Below are 18,190 nucleotides of genomic sequence, written 5' to 3'. Positions count from 1 at the left end.
TCCCCCTCGCCTGCGCGGATCGCCATGATGGCGCGCAGGCCGCCCCCAACCCTTCGCCAGGGATACTGATCATGTCTTTCGACACCACCGCCCCCGTCGCGCCTGCCCTGAGCGGCGCCGCGCCCGCGCCGCTGTCCAGGTTCAAGTCCATTGCCGCCATCACCATCGGCAACGGCCTGGAGTTCTACGACTTCGTGGTCTACAGCTTCTTCGCCACGCTGATCGGCCGCCTGTATTTCCCCGTGGCCGACGCCACCGGCCAGTTGCTGCTGTCTTTCGCCACCTTTGGGGTGGGCTTCCTGATGCGCCCGCTGGGCGGCCTGGTGATCGGCATGTACGCCGACCGCGTGGGGCGCAAGCCGGCGGTGGCACTGACGCTCTGGCTGATGGGCCTGAGCGCGGTGATCTTCGTGGTGACGCCCACCTATGCCCAGATCGGCATCCTGGCGCCGGTGCTGATCCTGCTTGCGCGGCTGGTGCAGGGCTTTGCCATCGGCGGCGAGATGGGGGCCTCCACGGCGCTGCTGCTGGAATACGCCGACGATCGCTCGCGCGGCTTCTACACCAGCTGGCAGCCGTTCAGCCAGGGCCTGGCGGCGCTGCTCGGCGCGCTGGTCGGCCTGCTGCTGAGCAATGTGCTCGATCCTGCCGACCTGCAGGCCTGGGGCTGGCGCGTGGCCTTCGCCATCGGCATCCTGGTGATTCCGGTGGGCCTGGTGATCCGCCGCCGGCTGGAGGAGACCGCGCCCGCGGCCAATGCATCGGAGCGCGGCTCGTCCATGCAGTTGCTGCGCGAGCATCGCCGCGCGCTGGTGGCCAGCGTGCTGCTGATGATCGGCGTGGCTTCGTCGACCTATATCGTCGTCTACTACCTCAGCAACTACGCGGTCTCGCAACTGCACATGCCGCTGTCGCTGGGCATCTGGGCGGCCTGCGTGGCGGCCGGCGTGCAGGTGGTGCTGTCGCCGTTCGCGGGCTGGCTCGCCGACCGCTTCGGCCGCCGCCCGGTGGTGCTGTGGTCGCGCGTGGCCCTGCTGGTGATGATCTATCCCGCCTTCGTGCTGATCAATGCCGAGCCCAGCCTGACACGCCTGCTGATCGTGGTGGGTTGCCTGTCGGTGCCGATGTCGATGACTTCGCCTGCCTCGATGGTGCTGGTCAGCGAAGTGCTGCCGCAGCGCTTGCGCGCCACCGGCCTGTCGATTGCGTATTGCATTGCCATCGCCATCTTCGGCGGCTTCGCGCAGTTCTTCTCGACCGAGCTGATCCATCTCACGGCCAATCCCAATGCGCCGGCCTTCTACGTGATCGGCTGCGGCCTGGTCTCGCTGATCGGCCTGGCGATGGTGCCCGAAACGCTGGGCCGGCGCCTGAAGTGAGCAGGCAGTCATGAGCGAGATGGACCCGATGGCTTCGGTGAGCCCGGCGCAGGACGCGGCGGGGGCGGCAGGCGGCGGCGCTGTCTGGCGCGGCCGCACCGATGGCAACGAGCGTGGCGACACGCGGCGGCTGTTCAATGTGGTGCGCACCGGCGGCAGCGCGCGCGTGGCCGGCGCGCCGGCGTTGCTGGGCTTTTGCTGCGACGCCGGCGTGCTGCGCAACCAGGGCCGGCCAGGCGCCGCCGGCGGCCCGCGCGAAATACGCCGCGCGCTGGCCGGCATCCCGGCGCACGGCCTCGCCGCGTTCCATGATGCGGGCGATATCGTCTGCAGCGACGGCGACCTCGAATCCGCGCAGCAGGCGCTGGCCCAGGCCGTGGCCACGGAACTCGCGCAGGGCGCCTTCGCGCTGGTGCTCGGCGGCGGCCACGAGATTGCCTGGGGCACGTGGCAAGGCCTGCGCGCGCATCTCGACGCGCGCGGCGACAACGGCCGCGTGCTGGTGATCAACCTCGATGCGCATTTCGACCTGCGCACGGGCCGTCCCGGCAGCTCGGGCACGCCGTTCGACCAGATCGCCGAAGCTTGCCGCACGCGCGGCCAGCGCTTCGAATACAGCTGCCTCGGCGTGAGCCGTCTCGGCAATACCGCCGCGCTGTTCGCGCATGCTGACGCGCTCGGCGTGCACTACGTCGAAGACGTGCAGATGCAGGAGCGGCACCTCGATGCGCGGCTGGCCGAACTGCAGGCACGCATCGACGCGGTGGACCACGTCTACCTCACCATCGATCTCGACGTGCTGCCCGCAGCGGTGATGCCGGCGGTGTCGGCGCCCGCGGCGTATGGCGTACCGCTGCCGGTGGTGGAGGCGGTGGTGGCATGCGCGCGTGCCAGCGGCAAGCTGCGCGTGGCGGATCTGGCGGAGTTCAATCCGCTGTATGACCGCGATGCCTGCGGCGCGCGGGCAGCGGCGCGGCTGGCATACAGGTTGATGGCGGGCTGATGGCCCGTGACCCCGAACCGCGCGCCAAAGCAAAAACCCCCGCCTTCGACAGCGGGGGTTTTGCCTTTGCAGCAGCGAACCGGATGCCGCGCCGCGCTAGTGGATCACCATCTGCGTGAACGGGTGCACATACGCTTGCAGCGTAATGAACAGGCCGACGAGGATCGCCAGCGAGATCGAGTGGAAGAACACATAGCGCAGGATCTCGCCCTCGTGCCCGTACCACTTGGTGGCGGTGGACGCCACCACGATGGACTGCGCGTCGATCATCTTGCCCATCACGCCGCCTGAGCTGTTGGCCGCGGCCATCAGGACCGGCGACAGGCCGAGCTGCTCCGCGGTGGTTTTCTGCAGGCCGCCGAACAGGACGTTGGACGCGGTGTCCGACCCGGTCAGCGCCACGCCCAGCCAGCCCAGCAAGGTGCCGAACAGCGGGTAGAGCACGCCGGTGTGCGCGAAGGCCAGGCCCATGGTGGCATCGAGGCCCGAATAGCGCGTCAGGTAGCCGATGCCGAACATCGCGCAGATGGTCAGCAGCGAATACTTCACCAGCTTGATGGTTTCCCAGTACTCCTTGAACAGGCGCGGCACCGAGTAGCCCATCAGCAGGCCGCCCAGCAAGGCCGAGGCCAGGATGCCGGTGCCCGCCATCGACAGCACGTTGAAGGCGAACACCGCGCCTTCGGCGGTGGGCTTGGGTACCACCGGAGGTACCTTGAGCACGGCTTTGTCGAGGCCGGGGATGGGGAAGCGCCATTGCCAGATGCCGTCCATCAGCTTCTTGAACTCCGGGATGCCCCAGACGAAGACGAACACGGTCAGGATCACCCACGGCATCCAGGCCTTGACCACCGAGATGCCGACGGAGGCGGCGCTGGCGCGCGCTTCCGCGGCCACGGCTTCGGGGTCGTCGACCTTGGAGTCGTCATGGCGGCCCAGGATCCGCGTGGAGGTCCAGATTTCCCTGGGCTTCCAGACCTTCAGGAAGAGCGTCAGCGAGGCCATCGAGATCAGCGCGGCGATCACGTCCACCAGCCACGGGCCATGGAAGTTCGATACCAGGAACTGGGGAATGGCAAAGGTGACGCCGGCCACCAGGATGGCGGGCCAGATCGCCAGCATGCCGCGGAATCCCGCGAAGGCCCAGATCAGCCAGAACGGCACCAGCACCGAGAAGAAGGGCAACTGGCGGCCGACCATGGCCGAGAGGTGCAGCAGGTCCAGGCCGGTGACCGAAGCCAGGCCGATCAGCGGCGCGCCCAGTGCGCCGAATGCCACCGGCGCGGTATTGGCGATCAGCGCCAGGCCTGATGCGGCCAGCGGCGAGAAGCCCAGGCCGATCAGGATGGCACCGGTCACGGCCACCGGCGTGCCGAAGCCGGCCGCGCCTTCGAAGAAGGCCCCGAAGCTAAAGGCCACCAGCAGCAGTTGCAGGCGCCGGTCTTCGGTGATGCCGGAGATCGAGTTCTGCAACACCTTGAACGACCCGTTGAGTGTGGTCAGCCGGTGCAGGAAGATGATGTTGAGAACGATCCAGCCGATCGGGAACAGGCCGGAGACGATGCCGAGTCCGGCCGCCTTGCCGGCCATGGCTGCCGGCATGCCGAACACGGCGGAGGCGATGACCACGCCAATCACCAATGCCAGCCCGGCGGCCAGGTGAGCCTGCAGATGAAAGAAGGCAAGTGCCGCCAGCAGCACGGCCACGGGAACCCCGGCAGCCAGCGTGGACAACGCCATGCTGCCTAGCGGGTCATAGATTTGACTCCACACGATTGAATCCTCCTCGGGTTGGGCGGCAGGTTTTCTCTTCTTTTACTCCGGCCTGCCATTTCTCGGCTCTTCTGGCTTTTGCCCTGGCGTCCTTGCGGGGCGCGCAACGGACAAACTTCGGATTTTAGGGATGGGTTCCTGCCGCGCCGCCCTAAATCGGATCACCAGCATCATGAGCCGGATTCAGGGATCAGGGTTCGCCTGGGGGCAGGCTGGCGCACACCCGCACCTAGGGCAGATTACTCCAAACGTGCCGTTCCGCAAATGTATGCCCGCCACGGCTGGCCGGTGGCAGAATGCCCGGATCGTTCGCACGCTCGTCCCGCGCGGCGCAATTCCCCCGCGATCCCGAAGGAGCTTTGTCATGCACCATGCCATTCCCGGCGGCGCGTTGTTCGCCGCCTTCCTCCTGGCCAGCCTGGTGCTGGCGCTGACGCCAGGGCCCGCGGTGATCTACATCGTCACGCGCACCCTGTCGCAAGGCCGGCGCAGCGGCCTGGCCTCCGTGGCCGCCGTGGCGCTGGGCAACCTGGTCAATGCGCTGGCGGCGGCGCTGGGGCTGGCGGCACTGTTCGCGGTGTCGGCGCTCGCGTTTGCCGTGGTCAAGTACGCAGGCGCGGCCTATCTCGTCTACCTTGGCGTGCGGGCCCTGCGCGCGCGCCCGGCGGATGACGCCGCCGGGCAGGCACCGGCGGCCAGCCTCGGCAAGGTGTTCCGCGACGGCATGGTGGTGGCCATGCTCAACCCGAAGACGACCCTGTTCTTTGCCGCTTTCCTGCCGCAGTTCATGGACCCGGCCGCGCCCGCGCTGCAGCAGAGCATGGCGCTGGGCGGCATCTTCGTGCTGGTCGCGTCCTTCACCGATTGCTGCTACGTGCTGGCCGCGGCGGCGGTGCTGCCGCTGCTGGCGCGCGCTCGCGGCGCAAATGCCGTTGGCCGCTATGTGACGGGCGGGGCGCTGATCGGACTGGGCGTGCTCGCCGCGGTATCGGGCGGGCGCCACGGCAAATAAGCCGGGCCGGCCTCACCTCAGGCCAGCGGCAGGACGAGGATGCCCGCCGCGGCGGGCCGGGCGCGCATGGCGGCCACCCAGCGTTCGAGGTGAGGGCGCGGCTGGCGCGGCGCCGGCATGCCAAGCCAGCGGTGCGCCGAGCAGGCCAGCGGGATATCGGCCATGGTGAAGCGGTCGCCGCAGATGAATTCGCGGTCGGCCAGGGCTTCGTCGAGACGGGCCGCGAGCGGTTCGGTGCGTTCGAGGGAGCGGGCGACCAGGGCCTGGTCGCGTTGCCCGGCCGGCACCCGCACGAGCTGGCGGAAGGCGTCTACCATGGCGGGACTGAAGGCATTGGTCTGCCAGTCCATCCAGCGGTCGGCCAGGGCGCGCGCCTTGACGTTGCCGGGCCACAGCGAGTCGTCGCCGTCATGCGCGCACAGGTAGCGCACGATGGCATTGGACTCCCACAGCACGAAGGGCTCGCCGCCCAGGTCGGTGCCGCGGAAATCCTCGATCACCGGGATCTGCCGGTTCGGGTTGAGCCGCACGTAGGCCTCGGTGTCGAGGTCGCCCTCGCGGATGCCGATGTCGATGCGCTCATGGTCCAGATGCAGCTCGCGCGCGCACCAGACCACTTTCTGCACGTTGATCGATGAGAGTCGACCCCAGATACGCAGCACGAACACCTCCTCCTTCTGGCGGGGGCCGCGGACCGGCCCGGACGAACGGGTGATGGCCGTTATCTTGCCATGAAGCCCGCCGCCCAGGTATCGGCCAGGAGATGTAGCCGTGTTGCATGGTGTGGCCCGCCGGGGCGACCCGGCCGGCCAGCCAGCTCAGCCGGCTCAGGCTGCCTTGGCCTGCGGCGCGTGCTTGGCGATGGCTTCGCGGAACAGCGTGCCGAGGATGGCCACGCCCTGCTCGATACGCTCCGGCGCCACCGTGACGAAGGCCAGGCGCAGCGCATTGCGGCGCGGATTGCTGGCGTAGAACGGCGCGCCCGGCACGTAGGCCACGTTGCGCCTGACCGCCTCCTGCAGGATCTCCATGCTGTCCAGCCCTTCGGGCAGCTCCATCCAGATGAACATGCCGCCTTCCGGCGCGTTCCAGGTCACGCCTTCGGGCATGTGGCGCGCGAGCGAATCCAGCATGGCCTGGCATTGCGCGGCATACAGCGTGCGGATGGTGGGGATGTGGGTGTCCAGCAGGCCGTCGCGCACCACCTCGTAGGCCAGGCGCTGCGTGAAGCTGGGCGTGTGCAGGTCCGAGGCCTGCTTGGCCTGGCACAGCTTGAAGTGCAGGTCGGGCGGGGCGATCACGTAGCCCAGGCGCAGGCCGGGCGCGAGGATCTTGGAGAACGAGCCCATGTAGATCACGCCGTCCGGGTTCATCGACAGCAGGCTCGGCAGCTGGTCGCCGCGGTAGCTCAGCTCGCCGTAGGGATCGTCCTCGACCAGCAGCACGCCCAGTTCGCGCGCGCGCGCCACCAGCGCCTGGCGGCGCTCCAGCGGCATGCGGCGGCCGGTGGGATTCTGGAAGTTGGGCAGGGCGTACAGGAAGCGCGCGCCGGCGGTCAGCTCGGGCGTGAGCGCTTCGGGCAGCAGGCTCTTGTCGTCGCCCGGCACCGAGACGAATTCCGGCTCGAACAGCGAAAACGCCTGCAGCGCGCCGAGGTAGCTGGGCGTCTCCACCAGCACCGGGCTGCCCGGGTCGATCATCACCTTGGCGATCAGGTCCAGCGCCTGCTGGGAGCCGGTGGTGATCAGCACGCGTTCCACGCCCACGTTGTGACGCCTGGCGATGAACTCGCGCAGCGGCATGTAGCCTTCGGTGGCGGCGTACTGCAGCGCGGCCTGCGGGTTGTCGGCGAAGATCCGGGCTACCGCCTGTTCCATGGCCGCTACCGGGAACGTGGCCGGCGAGGGCAGGCCGCCGGCGAAGGAAATGACTTCCGGACGCTCGGTGACTTTCAGGATTTCGCGGATGGCCGAGCTGGTCAGCTGTTGTGCCCGGCGGGAGATGGCCCAGTTCATGATGGTCTCTTGGTATGGGAGTCGAGCGCTCTCGACTCAGTCAACGATAAAAAGCCGCGCGCCGGTCGGCGTGGACGAACGGTGCGGCTCGGCATGGTCGGCAACCTGGTAGCTCGTGCCAGCGCGGAGCACGAACTGCCGGCCGTCTTCCAGCTCGGTATGCAGCTCGCCTTCCAGTACAAACAGGATGTGGCCCTTGGTGCACCAGTGATCGGCGAGGTAACCGGCAGAATACTCCACCATGCGAACCCGGATATCGCCGAACTGGCGGGTGCGCCAGAGGGCTTCCCCGGAATCGCCGGGGTGGCGGGTCGGGGCGATCCCGGACCAGTCGGTGGTGCCRAAGGGCAGGTTGTCGATACGCATGGGGCGGGGCGTGAATCCTGTCGTTCCGTTCTGTTCTGTTCTGCCTTGCAGCCGGCGGGCCGGCTGCGCGGGTTCTGCATGCGGCCACGGATGGCCGCGGCGCTTACTTGACTTCGACGATCATCTCGATCTCGACGCACGCGCCCAGCGGGATCTGCGCCACGCCGAAGGCGCTGCGGGCATGCTTGCCGGCGTCGCCGAAGACTTCCACGAGGAATTCCGAGGCGCCGTTGGTCACCAGGTGCTGCTCGGTGAATTCCGGGGTGGAGTTGACCAGGCTCATCACCTTGACGATGCGGGTGACGCGGTTCAGGTCGCCGCCGAGGTGGCCATGCAGCGTGGCCAGCAGGTCCACGGCAATGGCGCGCGCGGCGGCCTTGCCGTCTTCGGTGGCGAGGTCCTTGCCGAGCTTGCCTGCCCAAGGCTTGCCGTCCTTGCGTGCGATGTGCCCCGAAAGGAACACGGTGTTGCCGGTCTGGGCGGCCATCACATAGGCCGCGGCGGGGGCGCCGGCGGTGGGCAGTTCGATGCCAAGGCGGGCAAGGGTGTCGTAGACGGACATAGGGTCTCCTGTCAGTGGGGTCGTCCCGTAGGGATGGGGTGGGGTTCTTCGACGGCGGGCGCGGTGCCCGCGGGGGCGCTGCGCACGGCGGTGCGGCGGCCCAGGGCCACCACGCCGATCACCGCCACCGCGAAAGCGAGGGTGACGGCGTCGAGCGGCTCGGCCAGCAACAGGGCGCCGCCCGCCAGCGTGAGGAACGGCTGCAGCAATTGTATCTGGCCCACGCGGGCGACGCCGCCTTTTGCGAGGCCGGCGTACCAGAACAGGAAGCCGATGAACATCGAGAACACCGACACATAGCCCACGCCGAGCCAGGCGCGCGGCGAGGCGGCGGCGATCTGGCCGGCATGCGTCAGCGCCAGCCAGGCCACCACCGGCAGCAGCAATGGCAACGCCACCGCCAGCGCCCAGCTGATGGTTTCCAGCCCGCCCAGCTCGCGCGACAGCTTGCCGCCTTCGGCATAGCCCAGCGCGCCCAGCACCATGGCGGCGAACAGCAGCCAGTCCGCGTGCTGCAGCCCGCCGGCACCCTGCCACAAGGCAAAGGCGACCACCAGCGCGCTGCCGGCCGCCGCCGCCAGCCAGAACGCCGGCGAGGGACGCTCGCGGCCGAACCAGGCGGCAAACACCGCGGTAGCCAGCGGCAGCAGGCCGGTGATGATGGCGCCATGCCCGGCCGGCACTTCGCGCATGGCGAGCGAGGAAAACAGCGGGAAACCGACCACCACGCCCAGCGCCGTCACCCCCAGGCGCCACCACTGGTTGCCGCGCGGGCGGCGCGCGGCGGCGAAGGCGCCGCGCTGCCACAGCAGTGCCAGCGCCGGCAGGGTTGCCACCACGGCGCGCCCCAGCGCCACGAAGGTAGCGTCCAGCTCCGCCACCGCCATGCGGGTGAAGGGCAGGGTCTGGCTGAATATGACCACGCCGACCAGGCCCAGCAGCATGCCGCCGCCGTGGGTGGCCTGCGCGGTTGCGTCGAGGCGTGGCAGGGAAGAAGGGTTGGCAGCCATGGTTGTGCGTCAGTGAGAAGCGGGGCCGCCGGACAGCGCGATCCACAGGGCGGTCAGGGCCAGCGACAGGCCCATCGCGCGGTTGAACCAGCGGATGCGGTTACCCACCTGCAGCCAGTGCCGCAGGCTGGCGCCGATCGCGCCGTAGAGACCGTTGCTGAGAAAGCCGAACACGCCGAACACCGCGCACATCAGCAGCACGCGCTGCAGCGGCGACTGCGCGCCGGCCATGTACGAGGCGGCGGTGGCCAGCGCCAGCATCCACGCCTTGATATTGGCGTACTGCAGGATCACCGACTGCCACACGGAAAGCGGCCGCAGCACCTGCTTGTCGCTCAGCACGGTGCTGCGCGCAAGACGCAGTGCCAGCCACAGCAGGTACAGCACGCCGGCCGCGTGCACCAGCAGCCCCAGCGCGGGGCTCGCCAGCACCAGCGCGCCAACGCCGGTGGCGCACAGGGCCACGATGCTGGCAAAGCCGAAGGCCACGCCCACGCAATGCGGCAGCGTGGCGCGCAGGCCGAAGTTGGCGCCGGTGACGGCGGCGATGGTGGTGTTGGGGCCGGGCGTGAAGGCGCCCACCGCCAGCAGCGTGAGCAGCGCGGCGAACTGCGCCATGGACAGCCCGGTCAGCAAGGCCGGGCCTGCGAGCGCGCCCGTCATGCCGCGAACTGCACCACCACGCGGCGGTTGGTGCGGCTTTTCTTTTCGATCTTGGTCACCACCACCGCGCCGATCTCGCCGGTGGCGGCCACATGGGTGCCGCCGCAGGGCTGGCGGTCCACGCCGGGGATCTCGATGATGCGGATGGCGCCGCTGCCGGCCGGCGGCGCCGCGCCCACGGTGCGCACCAGCTCGGGCTGCGCCGCCAGTTCCTCGGGCGTGATGCGCTCGACGCGGACCTGGCTGTCGGCCGTGATGAGGGCGTTGAGCTGCTCGGTGAGCACGCTCTTGTCGAGCGTGGATTCGGGCAGGTCGAAGTCGATGCGCGCCGAATCCGGCGAGATGCCGCAGCCGGTCACCGGCACCGGGATCAGCGAGCCCAGCAGGTGCAGGCAGGTGTGCAGGCGCATCAGGCGGTGGCGGCGCTCCCAGTCGATGGCGACGGCGACGATGTCGCCCGGCGCGGGCAGCGCGGCGCCCGGGGCCGGCACATGCAGGATATGGCTGCGGTCCGGCGCATGGATCGTCTCGAGCAGGGCGATGGTGGCGCCGTTGGCCAGCCTGAGCGTGCCGGTATCCCCCGCCTGGCCGCCGCTGCGGGCGTAGCACACGGTCTGGTCGAGTTCGATGCCGTCGGCATGCACTGCGACCACGGTGGCCGTGCAGCTGCCAAGATAGGCGTCGTCGTCGAAGCGCTTGCGGGTGGCGGACATTGCTGAAGTCTCCTGCGGTTACTGTTCTTGTCGTTCTTGTCGTTCTTGTCGTGAATGCGGTCCTGCTTGCCGCCTTCGCCGGCTGCGGCGCGGCGCGGCGCGTCAGCGCAGCGTGCGTACGCCGTCCGGCGTCTCTATCTCCGCGCTCAGCTCGGCCATGTCCGCGCTTTCCAGCGCGAGCAGCCCGCCGCCGAGCCATTGCATGGCCGGCCCGAGCCGCGCTGCCTGCGGATGCCGTCCGCGCAGCGCGCGCAGCGCCAGGCCCTGGTCGGGCAGCCGCGCGCACGGGTGGGTCGGCACGTCCCACTGGATCAGGGTGGGCAGCACGCCGTCTCCGGCCACGGCCGGGCCGTCATCGCCGGCCGGCCAGGACGGCAGGCTGCCGTCCTCCGGCACGGTGATGCGCCAGCGCAGGTCGCCGCGGGTCATCGGAATCGCCGGCGCGATACGCGCGGGATATTGCGACTGCCACAACGACAGATCGGTCGGGCGCTCCACCCGGGCCGCCCAGTGCAGCAGGAAGGGCCCGTTGCGCAGGCGGGCCTGCACCGCCTCGGAATCCAGTCCAAACCAGCGCGGCCGGCCGGGAGGCGGAGCCTCGGGGTCGATGGCGATGACTTCCAGGTAGACGCTGCCCGACAGCCTGAGCAGGCGGTTGTGCGTGCCCATGCCGGGATGCGCGCCGCCTGGCTGCACCGGCACGCCCAGCAGATCGGCGACATGCCGCGCGCCCGCGTCAAGCGTGGGGGCGGCGATCACGAGATGGTCGAGAGCTAGCGGCATTGTGTGTTGATGGTAGACAAGGTTGTCGGTACAGTACCTATACAGTTATGCAGATCATTCACAGTACAGTGGCGGGAGCAGGATATGAACAGCGAGGATCTGGCCGCGCCCGGCCTCAAGGATAAGGCAGGCGGCGTTGCCGGCGCGGTTGCGGCCGAGCCGGCGCGCGCCCTGCGCCTGGTGGCGCCGCCGACCGAACGCATGCCCAGCCCGGTGCCGTCGGCGCAGATGACGCTGGTCGAGCAGCTCACGGAGTGGGCCCGGCTGCGCATCGACGAGCGCATCTTCCGCGCCGGCATGCGCATGCCCTCGATCCGCCAGCTGGCGCAGGAAAAGGGCATCTCCCGCTTCACCGTGGTGGAGGCCTACGAGCGGCTGGTGGCGCTGGGCTACCTGGAATCGCGCCGCGGCTCGGGTTTCTACGTGCGCGAGCGCACCCCGCAGGCGCCAGCCGTGGCGCCGGTGGCCACCGGGTCGCGCAATATCGACGTGACCTGGCTGCTGCGCAGCATGTTCCACTCGAGCGAGCCCCACAAATCGCCCGGCATGGGCTTCCTGCCCAACGACTGGCTCGACGGCGAGCTGATCGCCAGCGCGCTGCGCGGGCTGGGCCGCCAGCCGGGCAGCCATTTCCTGGTCAGCGGCACGCCGCAGGGTTTCCTGCCGCTGCGCCAGCAACTGCGCAACCGCCTGGCCGAGCTGGAGATCGGTGCCGTGCCCGAGCAGATCGTGCTGACCTCGGGCATCACCCAGGCGCTGGACCTGATCGCCCGGCTCTACCTGCGCGCCGGCGACGCGGTGCTGGTGGGCGACCCGGCCTGGTTCGTGATGTTCGGCCGCTTCGCCGCGCAGGGCGCGCAGCTGATCGGCATGCCCTATACCGCCGAAGGTCCGGACCTGGAGGCGCTGGAGCGCATCCTGCAGGCACGCCGCCCCCGCCTGATGGTGATCAACTCGGTGCTGCACAACCCCACCGGGACCTCGCTGTCGGCCGCCAAGGCCTTCCAGCTGCTGCGCCTGGCCGAGCAGTACGACCTGCTGATCGTCGAGGACGATATCTACTGCGACCTGTGCCCGCCCGGCCATGCCGCCACGCGGCTGGCCAGCCTCGACCAGTTGCGCCGGGTGATCTACCTGGGCAGCTTCTCCAAGACGCTGGCCGCCAACCTCCGCGTGGGCTTTATCGCCGCGCACCCGGAGATCGCCGCCAACCTGACCGACAGCAAGCTGCTGGCCGGCCTGGCCTCGCCGGAAATCAACGAGCGCGTGCTCTACAAGGTGCTTACCGAGGGCCATTACCGCAAGCATGTGGAGCGGGTGCGCACCAGGCTGGACCGCGCCCGCGACGACACCCGCCGTACGCTGGAGCGGCTCGGCCTGACCCTGTTCCCGGGACAGCATGCCGGCATGTACCTGTGGGCGGATACCGGGCGCGACACCAACGCCATCGCCACCGCCGGGCACGAGGAAGGCTACCTGTTCGCGCCGGGCAGCCTGTTCTCGCCGTCCCAGATGCCGTCGGGCTGGATGCGCTTCAACGTGGCCAGCAGCCAGGATCCGGACATGCTGGCCTTCCTGGAGCGTCAGTTGGGGCGGCGTTAGCTGCACTTGAAAATCATGCCCCGCGTCCCTATGTTGGGGACAACGGCCCGGCGCCCATGTGCCGCGGCCAAGAACCAGATTTTTCGTTTCAGCCAAGTTTGCCAAGAGGAGAACCATGACCGCACCGCACGAGACGATGAGCTTCCAGGCGGAAGTGAAGCAATTGCTGCACCTGATGATCCACTCGCTGTACAGCAACAAGGAAATCTTCCTGCGCGAGCTGATCTCGAATGCTTCGGATGCCACTGACAAGCTGCGCTTCGAGGCGATTGCCAACCCGGCCCTGCTCGAGAACGACGCCGACCTCGCCATCCGCATCGAGGCGGACGCCAAGGCCCGCACGCTGAAGATCACCGACAACGGCATCGGCATGAGCCGCGACGAGGCCATCCGCAACCTCGGCACCATCGCCCGCTCGGGCACCAAGGAATTCTTCCAGCAGCTCTCCGGCGACCAGCAGAAGGACGCCGCGCTGATCGGCCAGTTCGGCGTGGGCTTCTACTCGGCCTTTATCGTGGCCGACAAGGTCACGGTGGAAACGCGCCGCGCGGGCTTGCCCGCCAGCGAGGCGGTGCGCTGGGAAAGCGCCGGCGACGGCGAGTTCAGCGTGGATGCCATCGACCGCGCCGAGCGCGGCTCCACCATCACGCTGCACCTGCGCGAAGGCGAGGACGATTTCCTCTCGGGGTGGAAGATCAAGGGCATCATCCAGAAGTACTCCGACCATATCTCGCTGCCGATCCGCATGCCCAAGGAAGTGTGGGATGCCGAGACCAGCGCGTACAAGGAAACCGGCGAGTGGGAGAGCGTCAACCAGGCCAGCGCCCTGTGGACGCGTTCCAAGTCGGACATCACCGACGAGCAGTACACCGCCTTCTACCAGCACATCTCGCACGACAACCAGGCCCCGCTGGCGTGGACCCACAACCGCGTCGAAGGCCGCAGCGAATATACCCAGCTGCTGTACGTGCCGGCGCGCGCGCCGTTCGACATGTTCGACCGCAACCACAAGGGTGGCCTCAAGCTCTACGTGAAGCGCGTCTTCATCATGGACGAGGCCGAGCAACTGCTGCCGTCCTACCTGCGCTTCGTCAAGGGCGTGGTGGATTCGGCCGACCTGCCGCTCAACGTGTCGCGCGAACTGCTGCAGGAAAGCCGCGACGTGAAGGCCATCCGCGAAGGCTGCACCAAGCGCGTGCTGTCGATGCTGGAGACGCTGGCCGACAGCGAGGACGAAGCCGAACGCGCCAAGTACGACACCTTCTGGCAGCAGTTCGGCCAGGTGCTCAAGGAAGGCCTGGGAGAAGACGCCGGCAACCTCGAGCGTGTCGCCAAGCTGCTGCGCTTCGCTTCCACCCATGAGGACAGCGCCGAGCAGAAGGTGGCGCTGGCTGCCTACGTGGGCCGCATGAAGGAAGGCCAGGACAAGATCTACTACGTCACGGCCGACAGCTGGGCCGCGGCCAAGTCGAGCCCGCACCTGGAAGTGTTCCGCAAGAAGGGCATCGAAGTGCTGCTGCTGACCGACCGCGTGGACGAATGGATGCTGTCCTTCCTGCGCGAGTTCGACGGCAAGGAACTGGTGTCGGTGGCACGCGGCGACCTCGAGCTCGGCGCGCTGGCCGATGCCGGCGAGAAGGCTGAGCAGGAGAAGGCCGAAGGCGACTGGAAGGAAGTGCTCGAACGCGCCAAGACCGTGCTCGACGGCAAGGCCAAGGACGTGCGCGTGACGCTGCGCCTGACCGAGTCCGCATCGTGCCTGGTGTCGGACGAAGGCGACATGAGCGGCTACCTGCAGCGCCTGCTCAAGCAGGCCGGCCAGAAGGCGCCCGACGCCCAGCCGATCCTGGAGCTGAACCCGGACCACGCGCTGGTGCAGAAGCTGCGCGCGCTGGCCGAGGCCGGCCCCGCCGACGAGGCCTTCGGCGACCGCGTGCATGTGCTGTTCGACCAGGCCTTGCTGGCCGAAGGCGGCACGCTGGAAGATCCGTCGGCCTACGTGCGCCGGATCAACAAGCTGCTGGCCTGAGCACGGCTCCGATCCTGACCGGGGGCTGGCCGCCCTCTCCCGCTCGCGGGGGAGGGCGGTGCCGAACATGGCCGTAGACGAAGAACAGACAATGGCGCTCAAGCGCTGCTTCCCGCCCGTGGTCGACGCCGACACTCGGGTGCTGATCCTTGGCAGCCTGCCCGGCGAGGTGTCGCTTGCGCAGAGCCAGTATTACGCGCACCGGCAGAACCGTTTCTGGCACCTGACCGGCGCGGTCATCGGCGAGGACCTGGTGGGGATGGACTACGCTGCGCGCCTGCGCACGCTGCTGGCCCACCGTATCGGCCTGTGGGACGTGGTGGCCGAAGCGCGCCGCGAGGGCAGCCTCGACAGCAACATACGCGACCACGCCGGCAACGACCTGCCCGGCCTTGTCGCCTCGCTCCCCGGTCTCGAAGTCATCGCCTTCAATGGCGGCACGGCCGCGCGCATCGGCGCCAGGGCGCTCGACCAGCATGCCGCGCGGCATCACATCGTCAAGCTGCCCTCCAGCAGTCCCGCCTACACGCTGGCCTATGCGGAGAAACTGCGTGCCTGGCAGGCGCTGCGGGCGTGGCTGTCCGGTCCCCGCGTCACAGGCTGAGCTTGTAGCCCTCGTGGCTGGCCACGAAACCCAGCCTCTCGTAGAAACGGTGCGCATCCGGACGGCCCTTGTCCGTGGTGAGTTGCACCAGCGAGCAGCCACGCGAGCGGCATTGGCCGATCGCCCATTCGAACATCCTCTGTCCCAGGCCCGTGCTGCGCTGGGCCGCGGCGACCCGCACCGCTTCGATCTGTCCGCGCCATGCACCCCGGCGCGCGATGCCCGGGATAAACGATAGCTGCAGCGTGCCGACCACCATGCCGGCGTGGACCGCGACCACGAGGCGCTGGTTGGGGTCGGCCTCGATCGCCGCGAAGGCGCGCAGGTAGCGCTCGTCCAGCGGCGAGCCGACGGTTTCGCGCTGGCTGCCGAGTGCATCGTCGGCCAGCAATCCGACGATGGCGGGGAGGTCGTCCGCCACCGCCGCCCGAAATATCACTTGTTCCATGCCCATGCCCATGCCGCGCGACAAGATGCGCGCCGCTTCGGTGAAGAGGCAGGTATCTTGTCACGCGGCCGGGCGCGGCGCCAGTCGCCACGACGGCCGGCACCGTTGCCGATGTGCGGGTGCCAGGGCGCTTATTGCGCGCTGGCCTGGACGGCGTCGAGGATGACCCTGGCCACGTCGGCCGGCCGTGACTGCTGCGGCACGTGGCTGCTCGGCAGGCTCGTGACCTTGGCGCCGATCTTCCTGGCCATCGCGCGTTCGAGGTCCGGCTGGATCATGCGGTCCTTCTCGCTGACGATGTACCAGGAGGGGCGGGTGGTCCACGCGGCCGTGGTGACCTTCTCGCCGAACGACTTTGCCTGGATGGGACCTTGCGTGACGGCCATGACGCGCGCCTGCGCGGCCGGCACGTCCTGCGCGAAGTCCTGGGCCATCGCCTCGGGCGGCAGCGACAGGTAGCCTTGCGCATCGGCGACCAGCTTGCTGATGCCCGGCGGCGTGGGATAGCCCTTGCCGACGTCTTCGGTGGACTGGCCGGCGTCGGGCGCGAACGCGGCGACGTACACCAGCGCCGCCACCTTGTCGTCGTTGCCGGCCTCGGTGATCACGGTGCCGCCCCAGGAGTGGCCGACCAGCACCACCTTGCCTTTCTGGCTGTCGATGGCGCGGCGGGTCGCGGCGACATCGTCCTGCAGCGAGTTCAGGCCGTTCTGCACGGCCTGCACCTTGATGCCTTTGGCTTGCAGCAGCGGGATCACCTTGGCCCAGTCCGAGCCGTCGGCGAAGGCGCCATGCACGAGCACGACCGCGGGGGCCTGGCCGGCGGGCGCGGCGGCGTGGGCGAAGGTGCCGGCGGCCAGCGCCAGGGCGCCCAGGGCAAGCGAAATGGTTTTACGATGCAGCATGGAGGATCTCCGGTTGGTTGCTCGGCACGGGGTATGTGACTGGAGCCCAGTATCCGGAATTGCGCCGCCGGCGGGGATCGGTCGATTAACCGACCCCTGGCGACGCCGCCGTGTGCTTTTGTGTTCCCATTCGTCATCCGGGCATTCCCGGCTATCCTGCCTGTTTCGCCGCAGTCGCCCGCAGCCGTCCGCAACCGCTCGCAACCGCTCGCAACCATTACCGAACGCCACATGCAAAGCCCAGACACCGTGCCGGTCCGCGACGCCATTCTGGCTCTGGCCTTTATCGGCGACCTGAGCATGGGCCGGCCGACCGACCACTCGCCGCGTACCGCGTGGCTGGCCGCGCAGCTCGCCGCGCTGGCAGGCTGCGGCGCGTCCGGCAGCAGCGCGGCGCAGCAGGTGGCGCTGCTGCGCTGGTCGGGCTGCACCGCCAACGCGGCCGGCTTCGAGGCGCTCCTCGGCGACGACGTGGGCGGCCGCGATGCCATGCTCACGCAGACCTTGCCCGCGCTCAGCCACGCGCAGCAGCGCGACATCGTCCCGCTGGCGGAAATCCACTGCGAGGTGTCGGGCGAGATCGCGGCCATGCTGGGCATGCGCGGCGAGGTGGAGCACGGGCTGCGCAATATCTTCGAGACCTACGACGGCAGCGGCATGCCCGGCGGGCTCCGGCATCCGGAGGTGCCGGAGCTGGTCTATCACGTGGCGCTGGCCAGCGACCTGGAGATCCTCAGCCGCGCCCACGGCCTCGATGGCGCGCTGGCGCGCATCGCGGCGGCGGGCAATCGCAAGTATCCGGACGCGCTGGTGGAGCCGCTGCGCTGCCGCGCGCGCGACTGGCTGGCTGAGCTGGACGGCGAGGCGCCCGGCGTGCCCGGCATGCCCGCCGCGGAGGAAGTCCGCCTGACCGTGATCGCCGACGTCATCGATCTCAAGCTGCCGTGGATGACCGGGTACTCGCGGCAGGTGGCGGAGCTGGCGCGTGCGAGCGCCGCGCTGCAGGGGCTCGATGCCGGGCTGCAGGCGCGGCTGCACCGCGCCGGCCTGATCCACGGCATGGGCCGCGCCGCGCTGCCCAACCGCTTGTGGAACACGCCGGGCCGGCTGCCCCCGTCGGACTGGGAACACATCCGCCTGGTGCCTTACTGGACCTCGCGCGCGGCCCGCCAGATCGGCGACCTTGGCGCGGAAGCGGAGCTGGCCTCGTATGCGTATGAGCGGCTCGACGGCAGCGGCTATTTCCGCGGCCTCGGTGGCGACGCGCTGTCGGCCGCGCACCGCACGCTGGGCGCATCGGCGGCGTGGGCCGCGCTGCGCGCG

General features: G+C 69.2%; 18 protein-coding genes. 7 read left to right on the top strand and 11 right to left on the bottom strand.

What is annotated here, in order from left to right:
* Positions 1–71 precede the first annotated feature (71 nt).
* Entirely contained in the window at positions 72–1,379 is a 1,308-nt protein-coding gene (locus AB4Z48_RS06500; RefSeq protein WP_441613075.1) for an MFS transporter, read from the top strand.
* Positions 1,380–1,407: 28 nt separating this feature from the next.
* Positions 1,408–2,382 (top strand): formimidoylglutamase, encoded by a 975-nt coding sequence (hutG, locus tag AB4Z48_RS06495; protein ID WP_441613320.1) that lies wholly within the window; start codon positions 1,408–1,410, stop codon positions 2,380–2,382.
* Between the two features lie 96 nt (positions 2,383–2,478).
* Here hutG and AB4Z48_RS06490 read toward each other — a convergent pair whose 3' ends face one another.
* On the bottom strand, positions 2,479–4,155 hold the full coding sequence (locus AB4Z48_RS06490; RefSeq protein ID WP_441613074.1) for an L-lactate permease: 1,677 nt from the start codon (positions 4,153–4,155) through the stop codon (positions 2,479–2,481).
* 364 nt (positions 4,156–4,519) lie between these two features.
* Between AB4Z48_RS06490 and AB4Z48_RS06485 the strand changes: the two genes are divergently transcribed.
* Positions 4,520–5,167, top strand: a complete 648-nt coding sequence (locus tag AB4Z48_RS06485; protein ID WP_441613073.1) for a LysE family translocator — start codon at positions 4,520–4,522, stop codon at positions 5,165–5,167.
* Between the two features lie 17 nt (positions 5,168–5,184).
* Here the strand turns inward: AB4Z48_RS06485 and AB4Z48_RS06480 are convergent, their stop codons facing one another.
* The 8 genes from AB4Z48_RS06480 to AB4Z48_RS06445 all read right to left on the bottom strand — a co-directional run bounded on the left by AB4Z48_RS06480 (position 5,185) and on the right by AB4Z48_RS06445 (position 11,279).
* The gene (locus AB4Z48_RS06480; protein WP_441613072.1) at positions 5,185–5,829 is read right to left on the bottom strand and encodes a glutathione S-transferase family protein; all 645 of its coding nucleotides are present in this window, start codon (positions 5,827–5,829) and stop codon (positions 5,185–5,187) included.
* A 165-nt stretch (positions 5,830–5,994) separates the two neighbouring features.
* Positions 5,995–7,182 carry an aminotransferase-like domain-containing protein gene (locus AB4Z48_RS06475; RefSeq protein ID WP_441613071.1) on the bottom strand — a complete coding sequence of 396 codons (1,188 nt, stop codon included), beginning with the start codon at positions 7,180–7,182 and terminating at the stop codon, positions 5,995–5,997.
* 36 nt (positions 7,183–7,218) lie between these two features.
* On the bottom strand, positions 7,219–7,548 hold the full coding sequence (locus AB4Z48_RS06470) for a DHCW motif cupin fold protein (protein WP_441613070.1): 330 nt from the start codon (positions 7,546–7,548) through the stop codon (positions 7,219–7,221).
* A gap of 103 nt (positions 7,549–7,651) precedes the next feature.
* Positions 7,652–8,110, bottom strand: a complete 459-nt coding sequence (locus AB4Z48_RS06465; protein ID WP_441613069.1) for a RidA family protein — start codon at positions 8,108–8,110, stop codon at positions 7,652–7,654.
* 11 nt (positions 8,111–8,121) lie between these two features.
* Positions 8,122–9,054, bottom strand: a complete 933-nt coding sequence (locus AB4Z48_RS06460) for a DMT family transporter (protein ID WP_441613319.1) — start codon at positions 9,052–9,054, stop codon at positions 8,122–8,124.
* 75 nt (positions 9,055–9,129) lie between these two features.
* Complete coding sequence (locus AB4Z48_RS06455) at positions 9,130–9,783, bottom strand: LysE family translocator (RefSeq protein WP_441613068.1); 654 nt, start codon at positions 9,781–9,783, stop codon at positions 9,130–9,132.
* Positions 9,780–10,496, bottom strand: a complete 717-nt coding sequence (locus AB4Z48_RS06450; protein WP_441613067.1) for an alanyl-tRNA editing protein — start codon at positions 10,494–10,496, stop codon at positions 9,780–9,782. The genes AB4Z48_RS06455 and AB4Z48_RS06450 overlap by 4 nt, the downstream gene beginning before the upstream one ends.
* A 102-nt stretch (positions 10,497–10,598) precedes the next feature.
* Positions 10,599–11,279 carry a VOC family protein gene (locus AB4Z48_RS06445; RefSeq protein ID WP_441613066.1) on the bottom strand — a complete coding sequence of 227 codons (681 nt, stop codon included), beginning with the start codon at positions 11,277–11,279 and terminating at the stop codon, positions 10,599–10,601.
* An 84-nt stretch (positions 11,280–11,363) separates the two neighbouring features.
* On the opposite strand from AB4Z48_RS06445, the gene AB4Z48_RS06440 reads away from it, so the two are divergent.
* From AB4Z48_RS06440 to AB4Z48_RS06430, 3 genes are all read left to right on the top strand, one after another.
* The gene (locus AB4Z48_RS06440; protein ID WP_441613065.1) at positions 11,364–12,881 is read left to right on the top strand and encodes an aminotransferase-like domain-containing protein; all 1,518 of its coding nucleotides are present in this window, start codon (positions 11,364–11,366) and stop codon (positions 12,879–12,881) included.
* A 115-nt stretch (positions 12,882–12,996) separates the two neighbouring features.
* Positions 12,997–14,910, top strand: a complete 1,914-nt coding sequence (gene htpG / locus AB4Z48_RS06435) for a molecular chaperone HtpG (protein WP_441613064.1) — start codon at positions 12,997–12,999, stop codon at positions 14,908–14,910.
* A gap of 91 nt (positions 14,911–15,001) precedes the next feature.
* On the top strand, positions 15,002–15,514 hold the full coding sequence (locus AB4Z48_RS06430; RefSeq protein ID WP_441613318.1) for a DNA-deoxyinosine glycosylase: 513 nt from the start codon (positions 15,002–15,004) through the stop codon (positions 15,512–15,514).
* On the opposite strand, the gene AB4Z48_RS06425 is transcribed toward AB4Z48_RS06430, so the two are convergent.
* Positions 15,504–15,968 (bottom strand): GNAT family N-acetyltransferase, encoded by a 465-nt coding sequence (locus AB4Z48_RS06425; RefSeq protein ID WP_441613063.1) that lies wholly within the window; start codon positions 15,966–15,968, stop codon positions 15,504–15,506. The two genes, AB4Z48_RS06430 and AB4Z48_RS06425, sit on opposite strands and share 11 nt — an antisense overlap.
* 125 nt (positions 15,969–16,093) lie before the next feature.
* Positions 16,094–16,867, bottom strand: coding sequence for an alpha/beta fold hydrolase (locus AB4Z48_RS06420; protein WP_441613062.1), 774 nt, complete (start codon positions 16,865–16,867; stop codon positions 16,094–16,096).
* 231 nt (positions 16,868–17,098) lie between these two features.
* Here AB4Z48_RS06420 and AB4Z48_RS06415 point away from each other — a divergent pair.
* A partial coding sequence (locus AB4Z48_RS06415; protein WP_441613061.1) for an HD-GYP domain-containing protein occupies positions 17,099–18,190 on the top strand: 1,092 nt, incomplete at its 3' end.

This window comes from Cupriavidus sp. 2TAF22 (assembly GCF_052115045.1).
Classification (GTDB): domain Bacteria; phylum Pseudomonadota; class Gammaproteobacteria; order Burkholderiales; family Burkholderiaceae; genus Cupriavidus.
This window is presented reverse-complemented; position numbering and strand designations above follow the sequence as displayed.

What these genes read in the sequence shown, in the direction of transcription:
- AB4Z48_RS06430 (WP_441613318.1), top strand. Translation starts at nt 15,002, where the DNA reads ATGGCGCTCAAGCGCTGCTTCCCGCCCGTGGTCGACGCCGACACTCGG.
- AB4Z48_RS06485 (WP_441613073.1), top strand. Translation starts at nt 4,520, where the DNA reads ATGCACCATGCCATTCCCGGCGGCGCGTTGTTCGCCGCCTTCCTCCTG.
- AB4Z48_RS06500 (WP_441613075.1), top strand. Translation starts at nt 72, where the DNA reads ATGTCTTTCGACACCACCGCCCCCGTCGCGCCTGCCCTGAGCGGCGCC.
- AB4Z48_RS06440 (WP_441613065.1), top strand. Translation starts at nt 11,364, where the DNA reads ATGAACAGCGAGGATCTGGCCGCGCCCGGCCTCAAGGATAAGGCAGGC.
- htpG (WP_441613064.1), top strand. Translation starts at nt 12,997, where the DNA reads ATGACCGCACCGCACGAGACGATGAGCTTCCAGGCGGAAGTGAAGCAA.
- AB4Z48_RS06455 (WP_441613068.1), bottom strand. Translation starts at nt 9,783, where the DNA reads ATGACGGGCGCGCTCGCAGGCCCGGCCTTGCTGACCGGGCTGTCCATG.
- hutG (WP_441613320.1), top strand. Translation starts at nt 1,408, where the DNA reads ATGGCTTCGGTGAGCCCGGCGCAGGACGCGGCGGGGGCGGCAGGCGGC.
- AB4Z48_RS06465 (WP_441613069.1), bottom strand. Translation starts at nt 8,110, where the DNA reads ATGTCCGTCTACGACACCCTTGCCCGCCTTGGCATCGAACTGCCCACC.
- AB4Z48_RS06420 (WP_441613062.1), bottom strand. Translation starts at nt 16,867, where the DNA reads ATGCTGCATCGTAAAACCATTTCGCTTGCCCTGGGCGCCCTGGCGCTG.
- AB4Z48_RS06475 (WP_441613071.1), bottom strand. Translation starts at nt 7,182, where the DNA reads ATGAACTGGGCCATCTCCCGCCGGGCACAACAGCTGACCAGCTCGGCC.
- AB4Z48_RS06450 (WP_441613067.1), bottom strand. Translation starts at nt 10,496, where the DNA reads ATGTCCGCCACCCGCAAGCGCTTCGACGACGACGCCTATCTTGGCAGC.
- AB4Z48_RS06460 (WP_441613319.1), bottom strand. Translation starts at nt 9,054, where the DNA reads ATGCTGCTGGGCCTGGTCGGCGTGGTCATATTCAGCCAGACCCTGCCC.
- AB4Z48_RS06425 (WP_441613063.1), bottom strand. Translation starts at nt 15,968, where the DNA reads ATGGGCATGGAACAAGTGATATTTCGGGCGGCGGTGGCGGACGACCTC.
- AB4Z48_RS06445 (WP_441613066.1), bottom strand. Translation starts at nt 11,279, where the DNA reads ATGCCGCTAGCTCTCGACCATCTCGTGATCGCCGCCCCCACGCTTGAC.